The following is a 26775-nucleotide window of genomic DNA, read 5'->3' on the forward strand; positions in this document are numbered from 1 at the left end:
CGTGGCCCTTTGCCGCTTGCCGCTGCGCCGGAGGGTCAGGCGGAGCCGGCCCGCCGGTCGCCGCCGCTCCCGGCCGGGCGGGGCGCGCCCAGTGCGCCGAGCACGGAGTTGTCGAGCGGGCTGGTGGCCAGCCGCTCCAGCACCCGGGCGCACGCGGTGCGCAGGCCGCGGCCGTGGCGGCGTACGTCGGGGAGGGCGGAATGGAACGCGGCGAGGACGGACATGCGGTTCACCTCCGGGGCGACCTGCGGGTCTTGCAGGTGTGGTGGGTCCAGCTTCCGCCGCCGCGCAGCCGTCGGGGCCCGGATTGACGGGCTGCTGACACTCCGCTGACGATCTGCTGACGCGGCGGTCCGTCAGACGGCCCGGATCCGGTACGCGGCGGTTCGCGAGCGGCTCAGACCCGGTACGCGGCGACGTAGCGGGCCGGGTCGTGGCGGAACTCGCCGTGCCAGCGCTCGCGGCACCGCTCGGCGAAGGTCCGCCCGGTGGCCACGATCTCGTCCAGCGGGTCCAGGTACCCGAGCACATGGGGCGGTTCGAGGCCGGCCGCGATCCGGGCGGCCAGGCCGGCCCGGGCCAGCCGGAGCAGTTCGGCGGCCAGCGGGCGGACCGGATCGCCGCCGAGCCGGGTGGCCAGTCCGAGCGCGGGCAGCTCGGCGAGCGCCGCCCGGTGGTCGTGCGCGGTGTAGTGGCCGAGCAGCTCCCAGGCGGCGGCGCAGGATACGGGGTGGTAGGTGAGCCCGGTCCAGAGGGCGGGGACGGCCGGGATGAACGGGTACGGCGGGCCGTCCGAGGCGCGCAGTTCCAGGGTGTTGCGGACCCTGGTGTTGGTCCAGATCTGGTTCAGGTGGGCGGCCCAGTGCGCCTGGGTCGGCCGTGACCCGTCGTCGTAGCCGTGCCGCAGCAGTCCGCCGAAGGTGCGGTCGGGCGCGCGGTGGTAGCGGCCGTCCGGGGTGCGGAAGTGGATCAGCGGGAGGTCGAGCGCCCAGTCGACGACGGACTCGGCGGTGACGTCCGGGCGCAGCGCCGGCGCCAGCACGCCGCCCCGGCGCGGATCCATCCGCAGCCAGGCCCAGCACCGGTGGGACAGCAGTCCGCTGCTCGGACTCCCCTCCTGGACGGGGGAGTTGACGAGCAGCGCGGAGACCACCGGGGCGGCCGCCATCTGCGTCCGCAGCTTCCGGGTGAAGTCCGCGGGGGAGAGGTAGTCCAGGGTGACCTGGGTGGACAGCGACAGCGCCATGACGTACCGGGCCCGACTGCCCGGCTCGCCCAGCCCGTCGAAGTAGTCCCGCATGATCGCGCCCCGCGTCATCGGGACCCACCGCATGTCGGCGAGCCGGTCGAAGGGCAGGTTGGCGCCGGGCAGCAGGGCGAGGCCGAACCGGCCGACCAGTTCGGCGAGCCGCTCCAGGGCGGCGCGCAGGTCGTCCACCGCCTTGGCGACGGAGGGCACGGGCGTCGAGGAGTACTCGATCTGGCCGCCGTGCTCCAGGGTGATCTGGCTGCCGTCCGGCAGGAGGACACCGGTCAGCCGCCCGGCGTCCTCCTGCCGCTCGCCGCCCCACCTGTCCAGCACCGCCTCCAGGACGGCCAGCACGCCGCGTTCGCCGAAGTAGCGGGCGGCCAGCCCGGTGGCCGGGTCGACCAGGCCGCACTCGACCTCGATGCCGACCAGCTCGCAGCGGCCGGGCCGGAACGGGGCCAGCAGTTCGGCCCGTCCCAGCGGTCCGCCGGCCCCGCCGTCCGTCACACTGCCCCCACCCGGGTGGTGACCCCGGGGTGCCCGGCCCGTTCGAGCAACGCGCCCACCGCGCCGAGGGCGGACTGCGCGGCGCCCTGGCACCAGGCGTGGGCGCCGGACAGGTGCTCGCCGGCGAAGAAGACCCGCGGCCGCTCGACCGGGTACGGGCAGCCGAGCACGGCCAGGTAGCGGCTGTGCTCGCCGGGCGTCAGGTGGGCGAACGCGCCGCCGCCCATGCCGGTCTGCACGTCCCAGTTGCAGTGCACGATGTCGTCCACGTCCGCGGTGATACCCGGGTGGAGGCGTTCCAGACACTCCAGCACCAGGGTGTCCCGGTCGGCCGGCTCCAGCGCGGCGAAGCGGCGGGCGTTGGGGCCCCACAGGTAGGCGCCCAGCAGGGCGGTCGGCTCGGCCGAGCGCAGCGGGTCGCGCACCGCCCAGCGCGGTCCCGAGTCGCCGTTGACCCCGTCCTTCCTGACCCGCACCGCGTTGTCGGAGGGGTACCAGCACTGCTGGATCGGCAGGTCGGTGAAGCTGCCGCCGCCGTGGATGCCGTCCTCCAGCTCCCACCGGCGGCGGGTGAGGTGCAGGACGGTCTTGATGCTGCTCGCGTAGCTGATGCCGCGGACGGCGTGCCGCTGGGCGTGCGGCAGGCCCGGGGTGACGGTGATCCGGTCGAGCGCGGGCGCCGGGACGCAGCACACCGCGAAGTCGACGTCCTCCTGGAACCGGGCGCCGATCCGGCGCCCGTGCAGCCGGACGCCGTCCGTGGTCAGCGCCAGCTCCTCGACCTGGGCGGAGAGCCGGAGCGTGCCGGGGCGCAGCGCGCCGACGAAGGCGTGGATCAGCGCGTCCAGCCCGTCGACCAGTTCGACCTGCCCCCGGTGGAACAGTCCGAAGTAGTCGACCAACACCTCCAGCAGCGAGGACTGCTCGTAGTGGGCGAGGCCGCTGGCGTGGCCGATGAGGTCCCAGGCGTCCTGCGACAGGTGCTCGTGGACGAACTGCCACAGCGACACCGAGGCCGCCCGCTCCAGCGCCGGGTCGTCCCAGTGGCCCTCCAGGGTGCGGCGCTGCTGTTCGACGGTCAGGGTGCGCCACACCGAGCCGAGGAGGTGGTCCAGCACCGGGGCCGGGGGCCGGCGCTCGGCCGGGCGCAGCTCGTACGTGGGGAACAGCGCCGCGACGTCCCGCACCCGGACCCGGTGACCGCGCAGATGGTAGTAGGCGCGCGGGTTGGCGTTGACGAACGGGCGGGTCGCCAGCCGGAACCGGGAGACGTAGTGCAGCACGCAGTGGTGGTTGCCGGGGATGCGCATCGCGCCGAGGTCGACATGGGTGCCGTCCCAGAAGCGGTGGGTGCGCACCCGCCCGCCCGGCCGGTTCGCCCGCTCGTACACGACCACGTCGAACCCGCGGCGCTGCAGCTCGTAGGCGCACACCAGCCCGGCGACGCCTGCCCCGATCACGGCCACCCGGCCCCGGGCGCCGGCCACCGGGTTCTCCAGCGAACGCGGGAACGCAAAGCCCGTATCGAACATCGGCACCGTACCCATCTCCGGCGGGACCCCCGGGCCCAGCCTTGGCCAGACGGCCCGGGCCTGCCACTTCGCGGCGCCGATGCGAGTGACCGGGAGAGGCGGAACGGCCCCGGGCCCCGGGAGCCGCTACCCCGCGGACGCCTGCTCGACCTCGCCCTGGTGCATCCAGGCGATGACGTCCAGCACCCGCAGCACGCCGATGTCCTCGCCGATCCCCGCCCTCGCGCGGAGCTCCGCCAGCCGTCCGCGCAGCGCCCCGCCGTCCGCGCGCAGGGCCCCGGCCAGCGACGACCAGAAGGTGTGGTCGACCTTCGGCCGCCGGAACAGGGTCTTCACCCGGGTGTCGTAGACGGGCACCAGGTGCGGGCGCTTGCGGGCCAGCAGCTTGCCCGCGACCACCGGCCCGGCTCCGTCCGGCTTGCCCGGGTGGGTGCCGCGCGGGTTCACCAGCCGGTCCCACAGCTCCGAGGCCGGCCCGCCGGGGGCGATCAGCGGGGCGCAGGCCGGATCCTCCAGCCGGGCGTCGCGGGGGATGGCGGACAGCAGCCGGTGCCAGTGCCCCGCCGGGTCGGTGAGCAGCTCGACCGCTCCGTGCGGTTCGACCGAGACGCTCAGCATGGTGATCGCGACCAGGTCGTCGGCGGTGAAGCGGTCCGCCGTCTCCGGGCGGTCGCCGCCACCGGCGAGCCGCTCGAAGTGGGCACCGGAGTAGTACGCGTCGCCCTTCGCCCGCTGCCTGGTGAAGTACCGGCGCAGCAGCTCGACCGAAGCCTCCGTGTCCTCGTACACCGGCGGAATCCACAGCGCCGTCATGAGAGCCCCCTTCGATCCGTGCCCGCCGTGCCCGGTCCGTGCGCCGGTCGGCGTGTCCGGGGCCAGTGTGGCAGCGGGGACCGACAGTCCGGTCCGGCGGCCGGACCGGCGCGTGCGGCCCGACCGGCTGCGCGACTGAAGGAACCCTTCCGGTTCACTGAACCGGCAAGGACGGGAGGCCCGTTGAGCAGGACGGGGTGAACTGAGCGCCCCGTCGCATCGGGAGGACCGCGTAGGGAAAACCCTCCGCCCGACCGGCCACCGATCGATACCGTCATCCGGTGGCACCCGGCGCCCGCCGAGTGCCACCGAGTCGGAAGGAGCGTGAGTCCCGTGAACGGGACCGGGGAGGGGTCCGGCATGGCGGCGGACGCGTCGGAGGCGCGGGATCTCGTCGCGGCCCTGGTACGGGCGGGGACGCCCGACCCGTCCGGGCCGGCCGGGCTGATGGTGCCCGAAGGGACGGCGGAGGAGGTGATCGCCGTCGCTCGGCGGCTGGCCCTGCGCGCGGCGCCCGAGCGGCGGTGGCGGCCCAAGCCCGAGCCGGTGCTGCTCCGGGTGGCGAGAGCGCTGGTGGTGGACGAGCACCCGTCGGCACCGGAGTGGCCGGTGGCCGAGCGGCAGCGGCTGGCGCTCTGGGTCGCGGTGCTGATCGAGCACCGGGGCGAGGACGGGGTGCAGGAGCTGATCCGGGAGCTCAACGAGGGCTGACGGCCGCCGGGCCGGCGGCGCGAGCGCCGCGGCTCACGTCCGCTAACGACCGGCCAACGGTGACCGGCTCCCGCCAACGACGGCATCCCGGACCGGGCGGAGTGCCCCGGGCGGCGGGCATTGGCGCAGCCTTGGTGCGGACTTGGCGGCTTCCGGCAGGGTGCTGTCACAGCCACCGCCGGGATGTCCGGCCGGTGCCCAGCATGCCCTGCCCGTGTCCAGCGTGCCCTGCCCGTGCTGCGCCCCCTGCCCGACCTGAGAGGTAGCGCGTGTCGAAGCCGTCCGTCGCTCAGCCCACGACCGTCACCCCGCCGTCCGAGGACCAGGCGGACGCGCCGGTGGCCGCCGCCCGTCCGACCCTCGACCCCGAGACGCTCGCCGAGATCCACCGGTTGCACGGCGGCTACCTGCTGCGCGCGCTGATGCGGGCCACCGGCGGGGACCGCGGCAAGGCCGAGGACATCCTGCAGGAGACCCTGCTGCGCGCCTGGCAGAACCCGGAGGCCCTGGCCGCCGGGCCCGAGGCGAGCCAGCCCTGGCTGTTCACCGTCGCCCGGCGGATCGCGATCGACCACTACCGCCGGGCCGCCGCCCGCGCCCAGGAGGTGCTCGGCGACCCGGTGGAGGACCGTCCGGCCGCCGACGACCCGTACGAGCAGGTCGTGGTGGCGCGGGACATCGCGCTGGCGCTGCGCCGGGTGCAGAAGCACCACCGCGAGGTGCTGGTCGAACTCCACCTCAAGGACCGCTCGGTGCTGGACGCCTCGGCCCGGCTGGGGGTGCCGCCGGGGACGGTCAAGTCCCGCAACTTCTACGCGATCCGGGCGCTGCGCCCGGTGCTGGCGGCGGAGCACGGGTACGCCCCGGCGGAGCACGGGGCGGCTTCGGCCGCCCGCTGACCGGGCCGGGGCCGCTTCGGCGGGGCGCGGTTCAGTCGTCCGTCGGCCGCCGGCCGGCCCGGAGGCCGAGGGCCTCCTCCAGGCCGATGGTGAACTCGCTCAGGTAGCCCGCCTGGCGGTCGACCGCGCGGAAGCGGTCCAGCGCCGAACGCAGCCGGCCCCCCACCTCGGGCCCGCGGCCACGGGCCAACAGGTGGGCGGCGTAGGACTGTTCGGCCACGGCGTGCAGGTACAGCAGCCCGGCCTCCTGGCAGGCCGCGAGCAGCCGGTGCCAGGCCAGGTCGGCGGCATCGTCGCGGACGGTCGGAGGGAGGGCCTGCGCCTCGGTCAGCAGCGACCACAGGTGGACCTGGGTGACCGGGGTGGCCGGCAGCAGCTCCCGGGCCTCGCGGGAGAGGCGCTGGGCGCCCTCCCGGTCCCCGACGGCCAGGCTCACCCAGCCCTGGTGCACCGTGGCGTCGACCAGCCGCCGACGGTCGCCGTACTCCCGCGCGAGGAGGGCGGCGGAGGCCGCCAGCCGCTGCGCCTCGGCGGAGTTGCCGAGCATCGCGGTGACCAGCGCCAGCGTGGCGAGCGCCCGCACGCGCACGGACCCGGCCCCGGGCCCGGCCACGGACTCGACGGTGGCCACCGCCCGGCGCGCCGCCTCCGCCGCCTCCGGCCGGCGCTCCAGCGCCACCAGGGCCTGCGCCCGGCAGTTGAGCAGCAGCGCGACCGCGACCGGATCGCCGCACCGCTCGGCCGCCTCCAGCCCCGTGCGGGCGCAGCCGAGCCAGTCGGAGAAGCGGCCGGCGCCGTAGTACAGCGAGCCGCAGGTCAGCGCGAGCCGCCAGACGCGGGCCGGGTCGGTGTCGGCGGAGGCGATCAGCGCGCCGATCGCGGGCTCCTCGGCGTCGAACCAGTCGAGCGCGGTGCGGATGCCCCCGGCGGCCGGCACGGACCGCGGCGGATGGGCGGGCGGGCCGGTGTCCTCCTGGCCGGGGTCGAGGAAGGAGCCGCAGTGCTGGAGCGCGGCGAGGTAGTAGTCGGCCAGGCGCTCGTGGAGCAGCCGCCGGTCCGGTCCGGGCCGCCCGGCGAGCAGTTCGGCGCCGAACAGGCGGACCAGGTCGGTGCGGGCGTGGCGGCCGGGGGCGGCGGCGGTGAGCAGGTGGTGGGAGGCCAGTTCGCCGATGGCCCGGTGGGCGGTGGCGGTGTCGGCGGCCAGCAGCGCGGTGCTCGCCTGGGTGTCCACCTCCCGGCCGGGGTGGACGGCCAGTGCGGCCAGCAGTTCGGCGGCGGTGGGGGAGAGTCGACGATGGGTCAGCCGGAGCCGGCCGGTGACGGAGAGCGTGCCGTCGGCGTCCAGGACGGCCAGCCGGGTCCGCTCGTCGGCGAGTTCGGCGACCAGCTCGGCCACCGCCCGGTCCGGACGGTCGGCCAGCCGGGCGGCGGCGATCCGCAGGGCGAGCGGCAGGTGGTCGCAGAGCCCGGCGAGGCGGGCGGCGGCCTCCGGTTCGGCGCGCAGCCGCTCGGGCGTCAGAGCGCGCTCCAGCAGGTGCAGGGCGTCGTCCTCGGGCAGCGGGGCCAGGCGCAGCAGGACGGCCCCGTCGAGGGCGACCAGGCCCTCCAGCGAGGACCGGCTGGTGACCACGGCGGTGCTCTCCGGGCCCTCGGGCAGCAGGTCGGCGACCTGGTCGGCGTCGGCGGCGTCGTCCAGCAGCACCAGCAGCCGCCGGCCCCTGGTGTGCTCGCGGTAGCGGGCGGCCCGGGCGGAGCGCCCGGCGGGGACGGCGTCCCCGGGTACGCCGAGCGCGTGCAGGAAGCCGGCCAGCACGTCCTCGGGCCGCGCCGGATCCGAGTCGAGGCCGCGCAGTTCGGCGTGCAGCAGGCCGTCCGGGAAGCGGTCGGCGACCCGGTGCGCCCAGGCGGTGACCAGCGCGCTCTTGCCGACCCCGGCCGGGCCGACCACCAGCACCGGGCCGTCCCCGGCGCGGCCGCCCCCGCCGGGGCCCGGCGCGCAGGCCCGGTCGAGGCGGGCCAGGTCGGGGACGCGGCCGACGAAGTCCGGATGGCGCCTGGGGAGCCGGCGCGGCACGGCGGAGGGCCGCGGGGCCGGCCTGGCGGCCGGGGCGGTGGCGGCGGTCGGCTCCACCGCGCGGTCGTCGGCCAGCACCTCGGCGAGCGCCGCGCGCAGCGCCGGACCGGGGTGGATGCCCAGCTCCTCGTCCAGCCGCACCCGGGCCCGGTGGTAGGCGGTCAGTGCCTCGGCCGGTCGGCCCGCCTGGTGCAGGCAGCGCATCAGCAGGGCCACCAGCTCCTCGCGCAGCCCGTCCGACCGCACGCCCTGCTCCAGCAGCGGCACGGCCGCCGCGCCGGTGCCCTGGCCCAGCCGCAGTCCGGCCCAGCCGAGCAGGGCGGCGGTGCGCGCCCGCTCCAGCCGGTCCACCGCGGCGGCGCGCAACGGGGTGTCGGGCAGATCGGCCAGGGCCTCGCCGCGCCACAGCCGCAGCGCCTCCTCCAGCAGCGTGACCGCCTCGGGGCCGGCGCCCGACTCGATCAGCTCCCCGGCCGTACCGGCGAGCTGCTCGAAGCGCAGCGCGTCGACCGCACCGGCCGGGCCGGTCAGCAGGTAGCCGGAGTCCCGGGTGCCCAGCTCGAACGGCGTGCCGGCGAGCACCTTCCGCAGCGCGGCGACGTGCCCCTGGACGGCGGCCCGCGCGCTGGCCGGCGGCTGCTCGTCCCACAGCAGCTCGCACAGCTGGTCCACGCTGACCAGGTGCCCCAGCCGCAGCGCCAGCAGCGCCAGGACGGCCCGCCGCTGCGCGCCCGCCACGCTCGTGAAGCCGTCCGCCCCGACCCGCAGCTCCACCGGCCCGAGCAGCCGAATCCGCACCAGTACCCTCCGCCTCACCGCACGCCGCGTCGCGCCCCGAGAGGGCCGTGCGGCCCCCGGAAATGGAGCAGTTTAGTGCGAGCACGGGTTCCGCCGGCGCCGGGCGGCCGCCCCCGGCCCCGGTGGACGCGGTCGGCCGGCCCACGGTCGCGGGCGGGCGCACCTCCGCCGGGTCCGACCGGGCGCAACTCGACCGGGCCCTCCCGGGCGCACCTCCGCCGGGCCCGACCGGGCGTGCGGCGCCCGGCCGGGCCTATCCTCGAACGCCGGGACGTCGTCGGCGGGGGAGGAGAAGGGACGCGTGCACATCGATCTGCTCGGACCGGTGGTGGTGCGGCGGGATGACGGCACGGTGGTGACGCCCTCGGCGCCCAAACGCCGGGCGCTGCTGAGCGCGCTCGCCGTACGGCTGAACCGGACGGTGGCCACCGAGGAGCTGATCGAACTGGTCTGGGAGGGGTGCGCACCGCCCACCGCGCGGGCCGCTCTCCAGGGCCACGTCGCGGCGCTGCGCCACCTGCTGGACGGCACCGGGCTGGAGCTGGGCACCCGTGGATCCGGGTACCTGCTGGTCGGCGAGCCCGGCCGGGTCGACGCGCTGCGCTTCGGCCGGCTCTGCGAGCAGGCGGGCGTGCGGCTCCCCGAGCCGCCCGAGCCCGCCGCCCCGGGCGTTCCGGCGGCCGTTCCTCAGTCCGTTCCTCAGGCCGTTTCTTTGGTGGGCGCGCCGCAGGACCCCGCCCTGCCCCTGCTGCGCGCCGCGCTGGACCTGTGGCGAGGCCCGGCACTCGCCGACTGCGGCTCCGCGCTGCTGCGCGAGCGGACCGCCCCGGCGCTGACCGACCTGCGGCTGCGCACCCTGGAGCGGCTGGCCGACGGCCTGCTCCGGGCCGGCCGGGGCGGCGAACTGGCCGCCGAACTCGCCGACGCCGCCGACGCCCACCCGGCCCGGCAGCCGCTGGCCGCCCGGCTGGTGCGCTGCCTGGAACAGGACGGGCGGAGCACCGAGGCGCGGGAGCGCTACGAGCGCGCGGTGGCGCGGCTCACCGGCCCGGTCGGACCGGAACTGCGCCGGATCGGCGAGCAGTCCGGCGCCCGGCTCGCCGCCGACCGCCGGTTCGTCGGCCGGATCACCGAACTCGCCCGACTGGAGCAGGAGTTGCCCGCCGCGAGGGACGGTCGTCCGATCCTGGTCACCGGCCCCGCCGGGATCGGCAAGACCGGCCTGGTCCGGTACTGGACGGCCCGGCGCGGCGACGCGTACTTCCCGGACGGCATCCTCCAGGCCGAACTGCGCGGCTTCGACCCGGACGGGCCACGCGAACCCGCCGACGTCCTGGGCGAGTTCCTCACCGCCCTCGGCGTGGCCCCGGACGCGCTGCCCTCCGAACCCGCGGACCGCGCCCGCCGCTACCGCGAACTCATCGCCGGCAGAAGGATGCTGGTCGTGCTGGACGACGCCGCCTCGTACGAGCAGCTCGTCCCGCTGCTGCCCGATCCACCGGCCACCGACAGCGAACCCGCCCCGGTCGCGATCGTCACCAGCCGCAGCCGGCTGCGCCACCTGCTGGTCCACGCCGGCGGCATCCCGCTGCCGCTGGGCGCGCTCGACCCCGCCGAGGCCGCCGAGCTGCTCGCCCGCACCCTCGGCGCGGAGCGCACGGCCGACGAGCCGGAGGCCGTCGCCGAACTCGCCGAGCGCTGCGACCACCTGCCGCTGGCGCTGCGCCTGGCCGCCGCCCGGCTGGCCGCCAGGCCCGACTGGTCGCCGGCCGACCTCGCCGCCGAACTCGCCGACGAGCAGACCGGGTTGGCGGCCCTCTCCGGCGCCGGGACCGGCGGCGCCCGCGGCCTGTTCGGCCTCACCACCGCGCTGGACGGCACGTACCGCACGCTGCCGCCCGCCGCGGCCCGGCTGTTCACCCTGCTGGGCCTGCACCCCGGCGCGGAGATCGGCGCGGACACCGCCGCCGCGCTCGCCGACCTCCCGCCCGCCACCACCCGCACCCTGCTGACCCGGCTCGACGCCGTCCACCTGCTGGAGGAGACCACGCCAGGCCGGTACGTCCGGAGTGAGCTGGTGCGCCGCCACGCCGCCGCGCAGGCCGCCGAACTCGGCTGCGACGAGCGCTTCCTCGCCCTCGACCGGCTGATCGCCCACTACCTCGACGTCACCGCCGGTTGGACGGCCGAGGGCGCGGCGGTCGGCGGCAGCGCGCGGTCGGCGGACTGGTTCCGCCGTGAGGAGAGCGCCCTGCGTGCCGTCGTGCTCTGCGCCGAGCAGCAGGGGCGGATCGGCGCGGCCTGGCAACTCGCCCACCGCGCCAACCTGTTGTACGAGACCACCGGACACGATCGGGCCCACTGGCGGGCCGTGGCCGAGGCCGGGCTGAGCGCCGCGCACACGGACCGGAACGACACGGCGATCGCCCGGCTGGCCACCGATCTCGCCGTCCTGCACGTCGCCCGCGCGGCCCACCGCACCGCCGCCGACCAGCTGGAGCGCGCCGTCGAGGCCGCCGACCGGACCGGCGACGTGGCGCTGCGCCACCACTGCCGCAGCCGGGTGGCCGCCGCCCTGCTGCGGGCCGGCCGGTACGAGCGGGCGGTGCCGATGCTCGGCGACCTGGTGGCCGCCGCCCGCACCCCGGCCACCGGGCACCTGCTGGCCCGCGCGCTCACCGGCCTCGCCGACGCGCTGGTCCTGGCCGGGGAACCCGGGCCCGCCCTGCGCCACGCGGACGAGGCGGTGCGCACCGCCACCGCCCGCTCCGGCGGCGCCGAGGCCGTCCTCGCCACCCACAGCCGGGCCCGCGCGCTGCACGCCCTCGGCCGCCGGGACGCCGCCCTCTCCTCGGCCCGGCTCGCCGTGGCCCTCGGCCGTGCCGTCGGCGACCAGGCCCTGGAGGCCCGCTCCCACGGCCTGCTCGCCGACCTGCTGGACTCCCTCGGGCGCACCGCCGAGGGCTGCGCGGAGCGGCGGCTGGCCTGAGCGGCGGGCCGCCGCACCGCGCGGCTGCCCGCTGCCCTCCTTCCCGCCCCGCCCCGCCTGCCCGGCCCCGCCGCCGTTGGCGGAAAACCGCTGTTCGACCAGCGGAACCACAGGCGGAACTATCAGCGGTTCCCCCGCCCCGCGACCGCCCCCGCCCGACCGGACCGCCCATGTGAATCCCTTCTGACCTGGGGGGATACCCTGGACAGCGGTCGGCTAGGAGGAACTCCCGCGGCGGGGCATACTTCTGCCTGGGGCGATCCGCCGGAGGCGACTCCAGGCAGAAGTGCGGAACTGCGCAGGACCGAACGAGCGGGGGCGGGGCATGGCGGCCGGGGGCGGCACGGGCACGGACGCGAACGAGTTCAGCCGTCTGCTGGCCGGGCACCGGGTGGCGGCCGGACTGACCCAGGAGGAACTCGCCGCCACGGCCGGGGTCAGCCTGCGCGCCCTCGGGGACATGGAGCGCGGCCGCACCCGTGGACCGCAGCGGCGTACCGTCCGGGCCCTGGCCGAGGCCCTCGGGCTGGACGGTCCGCGGGCGGAGGAGCTGGACCGGGCAGCACAGTCCGGACGCCCGCGCGGAGTGCGGCCGGCCGCCGCCGCAAGCCCTGTCCGGCCCCGTCGCCCGGCCCCGCGCGCGGCCGCCGACCGGGACGCGCCCCGTACCGGGGACCCGGCCGGGGCCTTCGCCGAGACCGTTCAGAGCGCCCTCGCGCTGCCCCGCGACATCGCCGACTTCACCGCCCGCGAGGAGGCCCTCGCGCTGCTCGCCGGCCTGGCCGACGACGAGCACCCCGCCCACCCCCGGGTGGTGCTGATCAGCGGTCAGCCCGGCCTCGGCAAGACCTCCTTCGCGCTGCACGCCGCCCACGTCCTGGCCCCGCGCTTCCCGGACGGCCAGCTGTCCCTGGACCTCGGCGGCATGTCCCCGCAGCCGTTGTCGGCCCGGGACGCGCTCGGGCAGGTGCTGCGCGCCCTGGGCGTCGACGACGCCTCGGTGCCCGCCGGGACGGAGGAGCGGGCCGGCCTCTACCGGGCCCTGGTCCGGGAGCGGCGGCTCGTCCTGGTGCTGGACAACGCCGCCGACGAGAGCCAGGTGCGCCCGCTGCTGCCCGGCTCCGGCCCGGCCGTGACCATCGTGACGAGCCGCAACGTGCTGCCCGGCCTGGAGTCGGTGCTCCGGCTGGGCCTGGACGTGCTGTCCCCGGTCGAGGCGGCCGCCCTGCTCGCCCGGATCGCCGGCCGCGAGCGGACCGAGGCCGCGCCCGACGCCACCGCCGAACTGGCCAGGCTCTGCGGCTACCTGCCGCTGGCGCTGCGGATCGCCGGCCAGCGACTGGTCGCCCGGCCCCACCAGCCGGTCGCCCACCTGGTGCGCCAGCTCACCGCGGAGGAGAGCCGGCTGGACCTGCTGGAGACCGGCGACCTGGCCGTCCGCCCGGCCTTCGAACTGTCCTACCGGCGGCTGCCCGCCGACTCCCGACTCGTCCTCCGCCGTTGCGCGTTGACCGCCGGAGCGGACTTCACCGCGGAGCTGGCCGCCGCCTACGCGGGCCGGCCGGCGGCCCGTACCGAGCTGGTGCTGGAACAGCTCGTCGACGCCGGGCTGATGCAGCCGGCCGCCCCGGACCGCTACCGCCTGCACGACCTGGTGCGGCTCTACGCGGGCGAGCGGCTGACGGCCGACGAGACGGCCCAGGAGCTGGCCGAGGCCCGCACCCGGGCGGGCCGCTGGATCCTCGGCCGGGCCGCCGAGTACGGGCTGCGGTTCGACCCCGACCACGCCAGGGAGGGCGGCGACACCGGGGGCTCCGCACCCGTGCACCTCACCGAGGCGGCCGCCTGGCTGGAGTACGAGCACCCGGAGTGGCTGGCCGCCCTCCACCAGGCGCAGCGGGCCGGCCGGTACCGGGAGGTGGTGGACACCGCCGAGGCGATGCACTGGTTCTCCGACCGGTTGCTGAGCTGGGGCATCTGGGCCGAGGTGTTCCAGCTCTCGGTGCACGCCGCCCGCGCGCTCGGCGACCGGCGACTGGAGGCGGTGCACGTCAACTACCTGGCCTGGACCTACGTCACCTGCCTGCACCGCTACCAGCGCGGCATCGAACTGGCCTCCGAGGCCCTGGAGTCGGCCGTCGCGGTCGGCGACCGCGAGCAGCAGGGCTGGGCGCTCACCTACCTCGCCTCCGGGCTGCGCTACCTCCAGCGGCACCGCGAGGCGACGGACGCCTTCCACCGGGCGGCGGACGCCTTCGCCGAGGTCGCCGGCCGCTCGGCGATGATCGGCCGGCTGGTCACCCTGCGCGGCGCGGCCAACTGCCTGCGGGAGTCCGGCCGGGCGGAGGAGGCGGTGGAGTCGCGCCGCCAGGCCCTGGCCGGTGCGCTGGACCTGGTGGAGCGCTGGTCATCGCCGCTGATCCACCTGCTCGCGGCGATGACCGCGCACGAACTCGGCCTGGACCGGGCGGCGTTGAAGCGCTGGCCGGCCGCCGAGAAGGCCTACCGGCAGGCCCTGGTGCACTTCGAGGCGGTGGGCCGCCCGGACAGCATGACCAAGACCCTGACCGAACTGGGCACCGCGCTGATCGAGCAGGGCCGTGCCGAGGAGGCGCGCGAACTGCTCACCGAGGCGCTCACCGATCTGAGCGCGGAGGGCCCCCGCTCGTCGGGCGCCCGGCACTGAGCGGAGAGCGGCGGGAGCCCGCGCCCGCCCCCTGGTGAACAGGTCCGGGAGCGGGCGCGGGCCGAGCGGCGGATCGGGTCCGGGTCAGATCCGGGTGTCCTCCACCACCGGGAGCGAGCCGACCGGGGCCGAGGCCGGGGCGAAGCCCGTGCGCGGGGCGGCGGCCGGCTGCTTGCCGCAGAAGGCCGGCTCCAGCGTGTTCATCAGGCCCTGGGTCACCGAGCCGTTGTTGGAGGCGTTGGCGAAGACCACCACGCTGCGCCGCCCGTCCGGGGTCGTGAAGGACTGGCTGTTGAAGCCCTGCACGATGCCGCCGTGCCCGTACACGTCCCCGCAGGAGAGGGTGATCCGGCGCAGGCCGAGGCCGTAGGAGATCTTCGCGGTGGGCGTGGGCAGGGCGGCGGTCATCTGCCGGAGCGAGTCGTCCGAGACGAGTCCGCCCTCGCCGCCGGCCATCAACGCGGTGAGGAAGCGGTCGAGGTCCTCGGCGGTGGAGATGACGGCCCCGGCGCTCCACACCCAGGAGCCGGTCTGCCGGGTGGAGTCCAGCAGCGGCTTGGTGCGGTCGTCGTTGCTGAGGTAGCCGGTGACGTGGGCGCCGCGGATCTGCTGGTCGGGTACCACGAAGGAGGTGCCGCGCAGGCCGAGCGGCTGGATGATCCGCTCGTTCAGCACCTCCGGGTACGGCTGGCCGGTGAGGTGCTCGACCGCCAGGCCCATCAGCACGAAGTCGGTGTTGGAGTACGAGTAGCGGGTGCCGGGGGTGTACTGCAGGCCGTGCCCGACCGACATCGCCACCAGCTTGCGGGGGTCGTACACCGTGGTGCGGATGCGCGCCTCGAACGCGCTGGTGGTCTCCTCGCCGGCCTGCTCCAGCAGGTCGTTGGTGTGGTCGTAGACGCCCGCGCGGTGTTCCATCACCTGGCGGCCCGTCATCGTCCAGTCCTGCGGCAGGGTGCCTTCGGGCAGGTACTCGCGCAGCGGCCGGTCGAGGTCGATCCGGCCCTCCTCCGCCAGCTGCATCACGAGAACGGCGGCGAACATCTTGCTGTTGCTGCCGACCCGGAACCTCCACGAGGAGTTCATCGGGGTTCCGTCCAGGTCGGCCAGGCCGACGTTCACCGAGCTGGTGCGGCTGGTGCCGCCGTGGTCGCGGATCACCGCGAAGGCGCCCGGGGCGCCGGCCGCGGTGGTGGCCTGGAGGGCGGCGCGCACCCCGGTGAGGTCGGGGGCGGTCGCGTCGGCGGTGTCCTGGCCGGCGGCCGCGGCGGGCAGGGCGCCGGTCGCCACCAGGACGGCGCCGGCGGCGGCCACCGCGAGGGGACGCAGAAGGCTGGTCTTCGCCATGTTCCTCGGTTCTCTCTCAAGCTGACACGGCGTCGGACCGCGCCGTTCCAAGATCACTATCACCGGTCGGGCGGCCGCTGGCAACGTGAACCGGTTCGCCCGCATTTCACGTTGTCGGTGGTGACTTGGGTGGTCGCACCGTTCGTTTCCCGGTCCGGGGCCAAGGTTTCACCTCCCGTCGTCTACCCGCGTCGACGGAAGGGTCCGATGCTGTTCGGGCCGTTCCCTACCCGAGGATTTGTCATGACTTCGTCCACGAAGCCCCTGAAGCCCCGCTCCCGCCGCACCGCGACCGCGATCGGCTCCGCCGTCGCCCTGGTCGCCGCCTCCGCCGGCCTGTGGGCGGCTACCGCCTCCACCGCGCAGGCGGCCGCCCTGCCCGCGCCCGACCACATCGTGGTCGTGGTGATGGAGAACCACGCCTACTCCCAGGTCATCGGCAGCAGCAGCGCGCCGTACCTCAACACCCTGGTCGCGGGCGGCGCCAACCTCACCCAGTCCTACGGCATCACCCACCCGAGCGAGCCGAACTACTACGCCCTGTTCTCCGGCTCCACCCAGGGCCGCGTCGACGACAGCTGCGTGACGGTCGGCGGCTTCCAGAGCGCCAACCTGGCCTCCGAGGTGATCGCCGCCGGCAAGACCTGGGCCAGCTACAACGAGACCCTGCCCAGCCAGGGCAGCACGGTGTGCAGCAGCGGCAACTACGCGCAGAAGCACAACCCCTGGTTCGGCTTCGGCAACGTCCCGGTCAGCAGCGCCAAGACCTTCGCCCAGTTCCCGACCGACTACAGCACCCTGCCGAACGTCTCCTTCGTGGTGCCGAACCTGTGCAGCGACATGCACGACTGCTCGGTCGGCACCGGCGACACCTGGATCAAGAACAACCTCGGCGCGTACGCCGGCTGGGCGCAGAGCCACAACAGCCTGCTGGTCGTCACCTTCGACGAGGACAACAAGCTGTCCGGCAACCGCATCCCGACCGTCGTCTACGGCGCCCACGTGACCCCCGGCAGCAGCAGCTCCGCCACCTACAACCACTACGACGTGCTGCGCACCCTGGAGGACCTGGCGGGCACGTCCGGCCACGCGGGGAACGCGGCCTCCGCGAGCGACATCACCGGCATCTGGAACTGAGCCGCGGCGATCAGGGCCTGATCCCGGACCGGGTCCGGTCCGGGGGCTGAGCCCGCTCCCCGGGCCGGACCCGCCGCTCCTCCTGCTCCTCCCGCTCATCCCGGGCCCGGGCCGGTGGCCGTTCGGTCGCCGGCCCGGGCGTCCGCGGGGCGCTCTCCCGGGTGCCGTACCGCCGCACCCCCGGCACCGCCGCCGTGCCCGCGCAGACCAGCGTCACCAGCCCGGCCGCCGCCAGCAGCGGCACCCGGTCGCCCCAGGCGTCGGCGGCCAGTGGCGCCAGGACGTACCCGACCGGGGCGGCGGCCAGGGAGAGCAGCCAGTCGTACGAGGTGACCCGGGCCAGCGTCCCCGCCGGGAAGTCCTGCTGGACCACCGTCTTCCAGACCGGGTTGAGGAAGCCCAGCCCGGCCATCGCCACCGCCTGGGCGGCCACCGCGACCGGCGCCGGGGTCGGGACGGCGAGCGCGGCCAGCGGCAGCCCGTACAGGGCGAGGGCGAGGTTGCCGGCCAGTACCGGGCGGCGGGGCCGCAGCCGGCCGGCGATCAGCGAACCGGCCAGCAGGCCCACCGCGCCCGCCTGGGTCAGCGCCACCCAGGTGCCGTCGCCGCCGAGCCGGGTGGCGGCGATCAGCGGGCCGAGGGTGAGCAGGACGGCGCTCGCGCCGTTCCACACCCCGTGGGCGATCAGGCTGGTCCAGTACCAGTCCCGGGAGCGCACCTCGCGCCAGCCCTCGGTGAGGTCCCGGCGCAGCGAGCGCGGTTCGCCGGGGGAGTGGTCGACGCGCAGCCGGGTGAGCAGGGCCGCGCTGAGCGTGAAGGAGGCGCCGTCGAGCACGAACGCCCAGCCCGGTCCGGCGGTGTACACCAGGACGCCGGCGAGTGCCGGGCCGGCCAGCTGGGCGGTGCCGGTCGCGGTGCCGAGCAGCGCGTTGGCCTGCAGTCGCAGCGCGTCCGGGACGGCGGCCACGACCAGCGGCGAGGCCGTGGGCATGGCGAAGGCGGAGGCGGTGCCGCCGACCGCCGAGGCGGCCGCGACGTGCGGCAGGCTCGGGTGCCCGCCGAGCAGCTCCAGGCCGACCATCAGCTGGGCGACGGCCCGGACCAGGTCGGTGGTGAGGGCGACCAGCCGGGGGTCGAAGCGGTCCCCGACCACCCCGCCGACCGGCAGCAGGAGCAGCCTCGGCACCATCGCGCAGCCCAGGACCAGGGCGAGCGAGGCGGAGGAGCCGGTGGCGCGGGTGACGGCGATGGCGAGGGCGGCCGGGACGACCGCGTCCCCGAGGGTGGAGACCGTCCGGCCGGCGAGGAGCAGGCGGAAGCCGCCCAGGCGTAAGGGGTGTCGAGTCACGCCGGGCACTGTATTTCGGTGCCGAAATTTCGGCAACGAATATTTTGGCGCCGTAGTTCTGCGGTTTGTAGACTCCTCCCATGGCCGAGCACCCTCCCCGACAGCACACCGCACCCCACGACGGGGCGGAGCTCCGGGACTGGACGGACGGCCACATCGACCGCTGGCAGCCGGTGCTGCCCGACCTCGACCCGGACATCGAGGCCTCCGTGACCCGCATGTCGCGGCTCACCCGCCACCTCGGCCGGGTCCGCGAGCAGGGCGTCGCCGACTACGGCCTGCACAAGCACGAGTTCGACACCCTGCACGTGCTCGCCGGGCGCGGGGGCCATGCCGCCCCCTCCGACCTGCGGGCGGACCTCAACCTCGCCCCGGCCTCGGTCACCGGCCGGCTGGAGGCGCTGGAGCGACGGGGCTTCGTCCTGCGTACGCCGTCCACGGAGGACCGCCGGAAGGTCGACATCGTGCTGACCGAGGCCGGGCGTGCCGCCTGGCGGGAGGCCCTGGACGTGGTGGGCCGGGAGGAGCGGCGGCTGCTGGGGGTGCTCTCCGAGGAGGAGCGGCGCACGCTGGCCGGGCTGCTGCGCCGGGTGATGCTGGCCCAGGGGGCGGCGGCGGACCGGTAGCCGCCTCCCGTCGGCGACGCCCGCGAGGCCGCCCGGCTGCTGCCGGAAGCGGCGCCGGCCCGGTGGCCGGCGCCGCGCGCGCCCTACAGTTTCCAGCGCATGGAGAGCGGCCGACCGTAGTGCGCGATGCCGCGGAAGAGGGCATTGCCCAGGACGAACCCGTTGTCGGAGACGGAGACCGGCGAGGAGTAGGGGAAGTCCGATGACCACGGGGGGAGCGCGCGGAGGGACCCGTCCGGGTTCCAGAGCTGCGAGTAGAGCTGGACGCGGGCCGGCGGCGGGTCGCTGGTGTATCCGACGACGATGCCCTGGTCGTTGATCCCGGTCGCGGTGCCCGCCAGCGCGGTCGGCGCGAGCGGCAGCGGCGTGCCGTCGACGGCCCAGCGCGCGGCCTGCCCGCCCTGGCTTCCGACCACCGTGCCCGAGTTGTTCACGGCCTTCGCCTCGCCGCTGCCCAGGTCGGTGACGGCGCCGGAGGCGTTCCAGACGAGGGCGTGCGGCAGCCCCGACGGGGTGTCCGCCCGGCCGATCACGACGCCGGAGTCGGTGATGCGGGTCGGGCTGCCGTGCACGTACCCGGCCGGTACGTCGAGCGCGGTGACGGTCCCGTCGGGAGCCCAGGTGACCGCCCGCAGGGAGGTGATGTCGCCGGCCGGGTAGGAGTAGCCGATCGCCGTGCCCGAGCTGTTGACGCCGACGGCCTCGCTCTCGGTGTCGCCCGGCAGCGGCGGCAGGGCGACGGGCGTCCCGCTTGGGGCCCACGCCACGGCGTGCTTCGCGGACGCGTTCCACGAGGATCCCACCGCGGTGCCGTCGTCGCCGACCGAGGTCGCGACCGCCGCGGTGTCACCGGGCAGCGCGGGCAGTTCGACCGGCGTGCTCGGGGAGGTCCAGCGCACCGCGTGCTGCCGGTAGTCACCCGTCTTCGACCGGGAGCTTCCCACCACGGTGCAGTTGTTGTTCATCGCGGTCACGCTCCCGCCGCCGTCTCCCGGCAGCGGGTCGAGCGAGGTCATGGACCAGTCCGACTTCCAGAGCAGCAGGTCGAACTTGAGCGGCCCGCCACCGGCGAAGTCGCCCACGATGATCTCGGAGACGCTGTCCCCGTTGCTGTTGGTGGCCTTGAGCTCCCTGGAGTACGTGCCGGGTTCGGTGGGCGGTGACTCGATCGTGATGCTCCCTGAGGAGGGGTCGGCGACCGCCGGTGCCGAACCCGCGGCCAGGGCCGTGGCGGTGGCCGCGGCGACGACCGCGGCGACTGTGCGAGAGGTGCGCTTGCTCATGGGATGTGCAGCTCCTGTCTCTCGTTGACGTCACGGAGGCGCCGCGGAGCCGCTGAAGCGCCGGCTCCCGCCCCCGTGCCGCCCGCAAGTCTCCACCGGGCCGGCCGGGACGCGCAGCCCGATCGGTGATTTGCCCCCGTCCGGTTCGCGCCCGGATGGATTCCAACTCACCTGCGGAGAGCGGAGGTTGTGAGATGTGGAGCTCCAGGCCCCGAGGACCTACGGCAGGCCGCCGTTGCTCATCAGCAGCTGCCCGTTGACCCACTGGCCCTGCGGCGAGCAGAGGAAGTCCACCAGGTGCGCGGCGTCCACCGGGGTGCCGAGCCGCCCGGCGATCCCGGCGCCGATGCCGACCGTCCGGCCCACCCCGGGCACCAGGGCCACCGGGCGGGGGACCGGGGCCGTCGGATCGTTCTGATGGATCGTCATGGCGGGGATGCTTCCGGGCCGAACCGCACCGGGCAAGTGCTTTTCGCCCGAACGCGCGTTTATCGCCCATTGATCTCCACCGTCTAGCCTCGGGCGCATGGACGAGAGGACGGCCGAGCGGCCGGGGGCGTTGCCCGAGGGACGGATGACGGAGCAGGACACCGAGCGGTTCCGACAGTTGCTGGCGCGGCTGGAGGACTCGCTGGCGGGGGACCGGAGAACGGCGGGGCACGATGCCTGAGTCCGCCGAGCCGCGGCCGGTGGCGGTCCTGCCGCTCTGGCGGCGGGGCGAGGCGGAGGGCGACCGGTACGCGGACCGGCCCGGGGTGCTGCGGGGGCACCCCGGGCCGGTGGTGGTCGCACCGGGCGGTCGGACGAGTGGGGCCGGTCAGAACGGAAGTGACGGGGTGGCCCCGGTCGGCTGACCGGTCAGCTGCAATCGCAGGAGCAGCCGTCGCAGCCGTCGCAACCGTCACAGCAATTGCAGCAGTCACAGCAACCGCCGTCACAGCAGTCACAGCAGTCGCCGCAGTCGTTCCGCTCGCAGAAGCCCTCGCGGCGCTGCCGGCTGAACGGGTCGTCGTGGTCGCAGCAGAGCAGCTGGCAGGAGCAGGCCATCAGGGCCCACATCGCGCACCCGGCGAGCAGGTTGCGCGGGTTCGGCGGCTTCTCGCCGGGCGGGGTGAAGCCGGGACCCTGGGGCACCCACGGCGGGACGGGCGCCCGGCCCGGATCCTGACCGGGCGGAGCCTGCGGCGGCGCCTGGTGCGGGTGTTCGCCGGCGGCATCGCCCGCGGTGCCCGGGCGGCGGCAGCTCGCCGCGTGCCGGGCCCGCCCGAACACCCGCTCCACCGCGCGCTCGGTCTCGTGCGCGAGCAGGACGTGGACCAGCGTGCGGTCCGTCAGCTCGACCTCGCGCAGCGCGAGCCGGATGCCGTGGACGGCGTCCCGGCAGAGCCGTTCGGCCTCGGCGCGGTCGGTGCCGGTGGCGGTGAGCGGGTTCCAGGCGCCCGCGGCCGCGTCGGCGGCCTGGTCCTCGGCGGCGTCGAGGAGGTGGGCGAGCCGGCCGAACAGCCGGCCGGCCTCGGCGAGCGGGGCGGCGTTGCCGGGGCGTCCGGCGATCACCGCGGTGTGCGCGAAGGCGGCCGAGGTGGCCGTCTCGGTGGGTTCGGTGACCAGCAGGACGGACCCGCCGGGCCGCAGGGACCGCTCCAACTCGCCCTGCCGGGCGGCCGCGTCGAGCAGGACGGCGGTGTCGAAGCCCACCGTCGAGGCGCTGCCCGCGCTCTGCCGGTCCCAGCGCCGGGTGACGGCCCGGGCCCCGGCGGCGACCGGCCGGCGGGCGAAGACGCCGTCACGGTCCTCGACGTGGTCGCGGATCTTCACCGAGGCGAGCGCCAGCGAGACGGCGGCGGCGAGCCGGGCGCCCTCGCCCCTGGCGACGGAGGCGGTGCGCATGCCGCGCAGCGGACAGGGTCCTGCGGTGCGCCGCCAGGAGGAGTCCTCCCGGGCGGCCTGGGCCTCCACGAGCACGGAGATGATCAGGCCGTCGTAGTTGGTCGCCGTCCGGGCGAGCTGCCCGTGGCCGTCCCGCAGCGCGAGGCAGAGCCCGCACAGGTGCGCCATCCAGGAGGTCTGCAAGCGCTCGGACAATCGGTGCCTGCACGGTCTGATGATGCCGAACACGCTGGTCCCCCTCGCCTCACGGGCCGCCGACCGGCCACGAGTCGCCGGACATCATATGAAGAACGGCTGCCTCCGGCCCCAGGCGTGCGGTCCGGTGAACAGGGAGGGCCACCGGTCGGCCCCCGTCCGGAGCCCACCCGGCGGCTCCCGCTCGTCCGGCGTCCGCCCCCGGGCGGCTCCCGCTCGCCCGAACCTCCCGCCCGAGTCCGCCCGGCGGCTCCCGTCCGCCCGGAGTCCGCCGCCCACGCCCGGTGAACCGATCTCAGATCCGGGATAGCATCGCGAATATGGGAATCGAAACGGCCGCCGACGAACGGCTGGCGGAGCGGCTCGCCGAGCTCAGGCTCGAACGCGGTTGGACCTTGGAGGAGTTGGCACGGCGGGCGGACGTCAGCCGCTCGACGCTGTCCCGGGTGGAGCGGGCGGAGGTCAGCCCGACGGCGGCGCTGCTCGGCCGGCTGTGCGCCGTGTACGGGCGGACCATGTCGCGGCTGCTCGCCGAGGTGGAGTCCGGCCCGGCGCGGCTGGTGAGGGCCGGGGACCAGCCGGTGTGGCGGGACGAGGCGACCGGCTTCGTCCGCCGCTCGGTCTCGCCGCCGCACGGCTCGCTGCGGGCGGAGATCATCGAGAGCCGGCTGCCGGCCGGCGCGGACATCGCCTACGACCGGGCCTGCACCCCCGGCCGGGAGCACCACCTCTGGCTGTTCGAGGGGAACCTGGAACTGACCGTGGACGGCGAGGTGCAGCCGCTCGGCCCCGGCGACTGTCTGCGCTACGTCGCAGGCCCCAGCCGCTTCCGCAGCCTCGGACCGGGCGAGGCCCACTACGCGCTGGTGGTGGTCGAGCCGTGAGCGCCACCACCGGCCCGATAGCGAAGGGACCCGAACGGCCCGGGCCGCCGAAGGAGGCCAAGGAGCGCTTCGACGCCGCCGGGCGCCGGGTCCTGCTGGTCTGCGTCGCCGGCGGCTTCACCACGCTGCTCGACCAGTCCGTCCTCAACACCTCCATCCCCGCCCTGCGCGGGACCCTGCACGCCGGGCCCGCCGACCTCCAGTGGATCGTCGCCGGGTACTCGCTCGCCTTCGGACTCGCACTGATCCCCGGCGGGCGGCTGGGCGACGTCAAGGGCCGCAAGTGGTTCTTCGTCACCGGCCTCGCCCTGTTCACCCTGGTCAGCCTGGTCTCCGCGACCGCCACCGAGCCCGGGGTGCTGATCGCCGCCCGGCTGCTCCAGGGGGCGGGCGCCGGCCTGGTCAACTCCCAGATGATCGGCACCCTCCAGGACGTCTTCGACGGCCAGCTCCGGGCCCGCGCCCTCGGCATGTACGCCGTCACCGGCGGCCTCGCCTTCGCGCTCGGCCCGCCGATCGGCGGTGTGGTGCTGGCGCTGGCCGGCCCCGAGCACGGCTGGCGGCTGACCTTCCTGCTCAACGTCCCGTTCGGCCTGGCCACCGTCCTCCTGGCAGCCCGGCACCTGCCCAAACCCCGCCCCAGCACCCGGCACGCCGACCTCGACGTCCTCGGGCTGCTGCTGGTCGGCGCGCTCACCCTGGCCCTGATGCTGCCCTTCGTCCGGCCGCCCGGCTGGACGGGCTGGCTCGCCTTCGCCGCCGCGGCCCTGCTGCTGTTCGGCGCACTCGCCTGGTGGCAGCGCCGCTACGCCCGGGCGGGCGGCCACCCGCTGATCCACCCGGCCCTGACCCGCTCCGCGCCCTACGCGCTCGGGACGGCCACCGCGATGGCCCAGTTCGGCTCCTCGCTGGCCGCCTCGCTGGTCCTGACCATGTTCCTCCAGGACGGCCTGGGCCTCTCCCCGATGGGCGCCGCGCTGGTCGCACTGCCGTCCGCCGTGGCCATGGGCGTGTCCTCCGCGTTCGCCTGGCGGATCGTCCAGCGCTACGGCCGACGCACCGTCACCGTCAGCATGGCCGCCTCCGCCCTCGCCGTGCTGCTCAGCGGACTGCTCGCGCACGGGACCCCCGCCGCCGTCCTGCCCTGGCTGCTGGCGCTGCTGCAACTGCTCAGCGGCGCGGCGATCGGCCTGATGGGCCCCAGCAACCAGGCGTACGTGCTGCGCCACGCGCCCGCCGAGGCGGCCGGGGTGAGCGGGGCGATCCTCCAGATGGCGCAGCGGATCGCCGCGGCCGTCGCGGTCTCGGCCCTGTCCGGGGTCTACCTGCGGGAGACCGCCGGCGGCGGCGGTCACCGCTCCGCGTACCTGACCGCCAGCGTGGTCTGCGCCGCGGTGGCCGGACTCGCCGTCCTGGCCTCGGTGTTCGCGGGCCGCGCCACGGCCCGGGAACAGCGCGAGGACGGCCCTGTCGCGATGAGCCGAGGGCGAACACCGGTCCGCTGACCGGGGACCGGCGCCTACCGTGGCGGGCATGACCGACGAACGGACCCGCACCGTGGACCTGCCCGGCGTGACGCTCGCCTACCGCGAGAGCGGCCGGCCCGGCGGCCCGCCGCTGGTGCTGCTGCACGCCCTCGGCGAGCGCGCCGCCGACTGGGCGCCGGTCCTGCCGGACCTCGCCCCCGCCCACCACGTGTACGCGCTCGACCTGCGCGGCCACGGCGACAGCGCCCGCACCGCCGCCTACTCACTGGAGGCGATGCGGGACGACGTGCTGGCCTTCCTCGACGCCCTCGGACTCGCCCGCGTCGACCTGGTCGGCCACTCGATGGGCGGCGCCGTCGCCTACCTGCTCGCCCAGGCGGCGCCGGAGCGGGTCGACCGGCTGGTCCTGGAGGACATCCCGGCGCTGTACCCGCGCCGGGCGAGCGCGCTGCCCGAGGACCAGGACCCGGACGCGCACTTCGACTGGGCGATGGTCCGGGCGGTCAGGGCCCAGCTCGACGACCCGGACCCGGCCTGGCGGGCGGGCCTGGCGGGGATCACCGCCCGCACCCTGGCGGTGGCCGGCGGTCCGGCCAGCCACATCCCGCAGGAACGGATCGCCGAACTCGCGCGGCTGATCCCGGACTGCCGGCTGGTCACCGTCGAGGCCGGGCACCTGGTGCACGGTGCCCGGCCGGCCGAGTTCGTCGCCGTGGTGGCGCCGTTCCTGGCCCGGTGACCGCCGTTCCCGGTGACCGCCGTTCCCGGCCCGGTTGAGCCGCCGGGCCGTCGCGGCAGGGCGGCAGGGCGGGTCAGACGCCCTGCTCGGCGGGCAGCCGCCCGCTGCGCACCGCCGTCAGCAGATCGGCGTGGTCGGCCTCGGTGCGGTCCGCGTAGGCCACGGCGAAGGCGCCGACCGCTTCGTCCAGGGCCTCGCTCTTGCCGCAGTACCCGGCCAGCACGCCCGGGTCGGCGGTGTGCGAGTGCGCCCGGGCCAGCAGGGCACCGGTGATCCGGGCGTAGTCGTCCAGCTGGCCCGGCAGCAGTGCGGCCGGGTCGACGCTGCCCTTGCGGTTGCGGAACTGCCGCACCTGGTAGGGAAGTCCGTCGACCGTGGTCCAGCCCAGCAGGGTGTCGCTGACCACCTGCATGTGCTTCTGGCCGAGCACCACCCGGCGGCCCTCGTGCCCGTCCGACGCCGCCCGCGGTCCGCCCGGCAGGTAGGGCAGCAGCGCGGACGGGCGGGCCTCCTTCACCTGGAGCACCAGCGGCTGGTCCCGGTGGTCGGTGAGCAGCACCACGTACGAGCGGGTGCCCACGCTGCCGGTGCCCACCACCCGGAACGCCACGTCCTGCACCCGGTGGCGGGACAGCAGCGTGCGCACCTCGGGCACCACCGTCTCCACGTACGGGCCGAGCGCGTGCGCGACGGCGCGGGCGGTCGCGTCGGTCACCTCGGTGAGCACCGGGGGAGCGGCCGTGAAGCGCCAACCGCCGTCCGCGGTCCGGGTGGTGTTGCGGGCGGCGAAGCGCGCGCTGGTGTTGCCGAGCGCCTTCGCGCCGACCTTGCGCAGCACCTCGGCGAGGTCGTGCGCCTCGGCGAAGGAGACCAGCTGCTCGTCCGCGATGGCGTTCCAGGCGTCCAGCGCGGGCAGCTTGGCGAGCGTGCGCACGGTGCGGCGGTACGCGCCGGCCGCGTGCTGGGCGGCCTCGCGCGCGACGCTCTCGCTCGCCCCGGCCACCCGGGCGGCCAGCACGAGGCTGGCGGCGAGCCGCTTGAGGTCCCACTCCCAGGGGCCGGGGACGGTCTCGTCGAAGTCGTTGATGTCCAGCACGAGTCGGCCGCGCGCGTCGCCGTACAGGCCGAAGTTCGCGGCGTGCGCGTCCCCGCACAGCTGCGCGTCCACCCCGGTCACCGGCGTGCCCGCGAGGTCGGCGCCCATCAGGCCGGCCGATCCGCGCAGGAACGCGAACGGACTGGCGGCCATCCGGCCGACCCGGATCGGCACCAGCCCGGCTATTCGGCCGGTGTTGGAGGCCTCCAGCGCCGACACGGCGGTCGGTCGCCCGGGTGCGGGCGCGAACTCGGCGTGCCGCTCCCGGGGCACCCGCTCCCGCAGCGCCCTGCCCCGCTCCCGGGCCCGCCCGTCCTGCGTCGAGGCGAACCCGGCCACCGCGAAACCGCGCCGGCTCCGCTCGTCCCGGCCCGTCGACGGCTGCGCCTCGGCCTCACCCACGTGCGCCACTGTTCCCCGCCCGTCCCTTCCGGTCCTCACCCGGCCCGCGACCTGCGCGGACGTTCGTCGGGGGGAGTGACGTGCGG

Annotated in this window: 20 protein-coding genes and 1 pseudogene; 10 read left to right on the top strand and 11 right to left on the bottom strand. The window is 76.0% G+C overall.

Annotated features, from left to right (window positions below; genetic code table 11):
• Nucleotides 1–35: 35 nt before the first annotated feature.
• The 4 genes from ACFRAR_RS17125 to ACFRAR_RS17140 all read right to left on the bottom strand — a co-directional run bounded on the left by ACFRAR_RS17125 (nt 36) and on the right by ACFRAR_RS17140 (nt 4101).
• Nucleotides 36–224, bottom strand: a complete 189-nt coding sequence (locus ACFRAR_RS17125) for a hypothetical protein (protein WP_380698878.1) — start codon at nt 222–224, stop codon at nt 36–38.
• Between the two features lie 173 nt (nt 225–397).
• Nucleotides 398–1756 (bottom strand): glutamate-cysteine ligase family protein, encoded by a 1359-nt coding sequence (locus ACFRAR_RS17130; RefSeq protein WP_380698879.1) that lies wholly within the window; start codon nt 1754–1756, stop codon nt 398–400.
• Nucleotides 1753–3288, bottom strand: coding sequence for a flavin monoamine oxidase family protein (locus ACFRAR_RS17135; protein ID WP_380698880.1), 1536 nt, complete (start codon nt 3286–3288; stop codon nt 1753–1755). Before ACFRAR_RS17135 ends, ACFRAR_RS17130 begins: the two co-directional genes overlap by 4 nt.
• Before the next feature lie 126 nt (nt 3289–3414).
• A complete protein-coding gene (locus tag ACFRAR_RS17140; RefSeq protein ID WP_380698881.1) occupies nt 3415–4101 on the bottom strand; it encodes a DUF6308 family protein in 687 nt (228 codons plus the stop codon).
• A 333-nt stretch (nt 4102–4434) separates the two neighbouring features.
• Here ACFRAR_RS17140 and ACFRAR_RS17145 point away from each other — a divergent pair, with 333 nt between their 5' ends.
• Nucleotides 4435–4812, top strand: coding sequence for a hypothetical protein (locus ACFRAR_RS17145; RefSeq protein WP_380698882.1), 378 nt, complete (start codon nt 4435–4437; stop codon nt 4810–4812).
• 269 nt (nt 4813–5081) lie between these two features.
• Nucleotides 5082–5711, top strand: coding sequence for a sigma-70 family RNA polymerase sigma factor (locus ACFRAR_RS17150; protein WP_380698883.1), 630 nt, complete (start codon nt 5082–5084; stop codon nt 5709–5711).
• Between the two features lie 31 nt (nt 5712–5742).
• Here the strand turns inward: ACFRAR_RS17150 and ACFRAR_RS17155 are convergent, their stop codons facing one another.
• Nucleotides 5743–8583: a BTAD domain-containing putative transcriptional regulator gene (locus ACFRAR_RS17155; protein ID WP_380698884.1), complete on the bottom strand. Its 2841-nt coding sequence runs from the start codon at nt 8581–8583 to the stop codon at nt 5743–5745.
• A 301-nt stretch (nt 8584–8884) separates the two neighbouring features.
• Here ACFRAR_RS17155 and ACFRAR_RS17160 point away from each other — a divergent pair, with 301 nt between their 5' ends.
• Both ACFRAR_RS17160 and ACFRAR_RS17165 read left to right on the top strand, forming a co-directional pair.
• Nucleotides 8885–11572, top strand: a complete 2688-nt coding sequence (locus ACFRAR_RS17160) for a BTAD domain-containing putative transcriptional regulator (RefSeq protein WP_380698885.1) — start codon at nt 8885–8887, stop codon at nt 11570–11572.
• Nucleotides 11573–11897: 325 nt separating this feature from the next.
• Nucleotides 11898–14258 (top strand): ATP-binding protein, encoded by a 2361-nt coding sequence (locus tag ACFRAR_RS17165; RefSeq protein WP_380698886.1) that lies wholly within the window; start codon nt 11898–11900, stop codon nt 14256–14258.
• Between the two features lie 84 nt (nt 14259–14342).
• Here the strand turns inward: ACFRAR_RS17165 and ACFRAR_RS17170 are convergent, their stop codons facing one another.
• Nucleotides 14343–15605 (bottom strand): serine hydrolase domain-containing protein, encoded by a 1263-nt coding sequence (locus ACFRAR_RS17170; protein WP_380698887.1) that lies wholly within the window; start codon nt 15603–15605, stop codon nt 14343–14345.
• 243 nt (nt 15606–15848) lie between these two features.
• Here ACFRAR_RS17170 and ACFRAR_RS17175 point away from each other — a divergent pair, with 243 nt between their 5' ends.
• Complete coding sequence (locus ACFRAR_RS17175) at nt 15849–16742, top strand: alkaline phosphatase family protein (protein WP_380698888.1); 894 nt, start codon at nt 15849–15851, stop codon at nt 16740–16742.
• A gap of 10 nt (nt 16743–16752) precedes the next feature.
• Here ACFRAR_RS17175 and ACFRAR_RS17180 read toward each other — a convergent pair whose 3' ends face one another.
• Nucleotides 16753–18090: an MFS transporter gene (locus ACFRAR_RS17180; protein ID WP_380698889.1), complete on the bottom strand. Its 1338-nt coding sequence runs from the start codon at nt 18088–18090 to the stop codon at nt 16753–16755.
• 80 nt (nt 18091–18170) lie between these two features.
• On the opposite strand from ACFRAR_RS17180, the gene ACFRAR_RS17185 reads away from it, so the two are divergent.
• Nucleotides 18171–18716, top strand: a complete 546-nt coding sequence (locus ACFRAR_RS17185) for a MarR family winged helix-turn-helix transcriptional regulator (RefSeq protein WP_380698890.1) — start codon at nt 18171–18173, stop codon at nt 18714–18716.
• Between the two features lie 83 nt (nt 18717–18799).
• Here ACFRAR_RS17185 and ACFRAR_RS17190 read toward each other — a convergent pair whose 3' ends face one another.
• Together ACFRAR_RS17190 and ACFRAR_RS17195 are read right to left on the bottom strand one after the other, a co-directional pair.
• Nucleotides 18800–19999 (bottom strand): hypothetical protein, encoded by a 1200-nt coding sequence (locus ACFRAR_RS17190; protein ID WP_380698891.1) that lies wholly within the window; start codon nt 19997–19999, stop codon nt 18800–18802.
• 219 nt (nt 20000–20218) lie between these two features.
• A pseudogene (locus ACFRAR_RS17195) lies at nt 20219–20329 on the bottom strand (short-chain dehydrogenase); the annotation flags it as partial.
• A gap of 196 nt (nt 20330–20525) precedes the next feature.
• Here ACFRAR_RS17195 and ACFRAR_RS17200 point away from each other — a divergent pair.
• Nucleotides 20526–20669 carry a hypothetical protein gene (locus ACFRAR_RS17200; protein WP_380698892.1) on the top strand — a complete coding sequence of 48 codons (144 nt, stop codon included), beginning with the start codon at nt 20526–20528 and terminating at the stop codon, nt 20667–20669.
• Between the two features lie 188 nt (nt 20670–20857).
• Here ACFRAR_RS17200 and ACFRAR_RS17205 read toward each other — a convergent pair whose 3' ends face one another.
• The gene (locus ACFRAR_RS17205; RefSeq protein WP_380698893.1) at nt 20858–22114 is read right to left on the bottom strand and encodes a DUF5685 family protein; all 1257 of its coding nucleotides are present in this window, start codon (nt 22112–22114) and stop codon (nt 20858–20860) included.
• 287 nt (nt 22115–22401) lie between these two features.
• Here ACFRAR_RS17205 and ACFRAR_RS17210 point away from each other — a divergent pair, with 287 nt between their 5' ends.
• From ACFRAR_RS17210 to ACFRAR_RS17220, 3 genes are read left to right on the top strand one after another with little or no spacing between them, the layout of a single operon-like run.
• Complete coding sequence (locus ACFRAR_RS17210; RefSeq protein WP_380698894.1) at nt 22402–22965, top strand: helix-turn-helix domain-containing protein; 564 nt, start codon at nt 22402–22404, stop codon at nt 22963–22965.
• Complete coding sequence (locus ACFRAR_RS17215; RefSeq protein WP_380698895.1) at nt 22962–24470, top strand: MFS transporter; 1509 nt, start codon at nt 22962–22964, stop codon at nt 24468–24470. The genes ACFRAR_RS17210 and ACFRAR_RS17215 overlap by 4 nt, the downstream gene beginning before the upstream one ends.
• 28 nt (nt 24471–24498) lie before the next feature.
• On the top strand, nt 24499–25191 hold the full coding sequence (locus ACFRAR_RS17220; protein ID WP_380698896.1) for an alpha/beta fold hydrolase: 693 nt from the start codon (nt 24499–24501) through the stop codon (nt 25189–25191).
• A 73-nt stretch (nt 25192–25264) separates the two neighbouring features.
• Here ACFRAR_RS17220 and ACFRAR_RS17225 read toward each other — a convergent pair whose 3' ends face one another.
• The gene (locus tag ACFRAR_RS17225; protein WP_380698897.1) at nt 25265–26698 is read right to left on the bottom strand and encodes a DUF2252 domain-containing protein; all 1434 of its coding nucleotides are present in this window, start codon (nt 26696–26698) and stop codon (nt 25265–25267) included.
• Nucleotides 26699–26775 lie beyond the last annotated feature (77 nt).

This window comes from Kitasatospora sp. NPDC056651 (assembly GCF_042792155.1).
Classification (GTDB): Bacteria; Actinomycetota; Actinomycetes; order Streptomycetales; family Streptomycetaceae; genus Kitasatospora.

What these genes read in the sequence shown, in the direction of transcription:
- ACFRAR_RS17125 (WP_380698878.1), bottom strand. Translation starts at nt 224, where the DNA reads ATGTCCGTCCTCGCCGCGTTCCATTCCGCCCTCCCCGACGTACGCCGC.
- ACFRAR_RS17135 (WP_380698880.1), bottom strand. Translation starts at nt 3,288, where the DNA reads ATGTTCGATACGGGCTTTGCGTTCCCGCGTTCGCTGGAGAACCCGGTG.
- ACFRAR_RS17140 (WP_380698881.1), bottom strand. Translation starts at nt 4,101, where the DNA reads ATGACGGCGCTGTGGATTCCGCCGGTGTACGAGGACACGGAGGCTTCG.
- ACFRAR_RS17165 (WP_380698886.1), top strand. Translation starts at nt 11,898, where the DNA reads ATGGCGGCCGGGGGCGGCACGGGCACGGACGCGAACGAGTTCAGCCGT.
- ACFRAR_RS17170 (WP_380698887.1), bottom strand. Translation starts at nt 15,605, where the DNA reads ATGGCGAAGACCAGCCTTCTGCGTCCCCTCGCGGTGGCCGCCGCCGGC.
- ACFRAR_RS17175 (WP_380698888.1), top strand. Translation starts at nt 15,849, where the DNA reads ATGACTTCGTCCACGAAGCCCCTGAAGCCCCGCTCCCGCCGCACCGCG.
- ACFRAR_RS17185 (WP_380698890.1), top strand. Translation starts at nt 18,171, where the DNA reads ATGGCCGAGCACCCTCCCCGACAGCACACCGCACCCCACGACGGGGCG.
- ACFRAR_RS17190 (WP_380698891.1), bottom strand. Translation starts at nt 19,999, where the DNA reads ATGAGCAAGCGCACCTCTCGCACAGTCGCCGCGGTCGTCGCCGCGGCC.
- ACFRAR_RS17200 (WP_380698892.1), top strand. Translation starts at nt 20,526, where the DNA reads ATGGACGAGAGGACGGCCGAGCGGCCGGGGGCGTTGCCCGAGGGACGG.
- ACFRAR_RS17210 (WP_380698894.1), top strand. Translation starts at nt 22,402, where the DNA reads ATGGGAATCGAAACGGCCGCCGACGAACGGCTGGCGGAGCGGCTCGCC.
- ACFRAR_RS17220 (WP_380698896.1), top strand. Translation starts at nt 24,499, where the DNA reads ATGACCGACGAACGGACCCGCACCGTGGACCTGCCCGGCGTGACGCTC.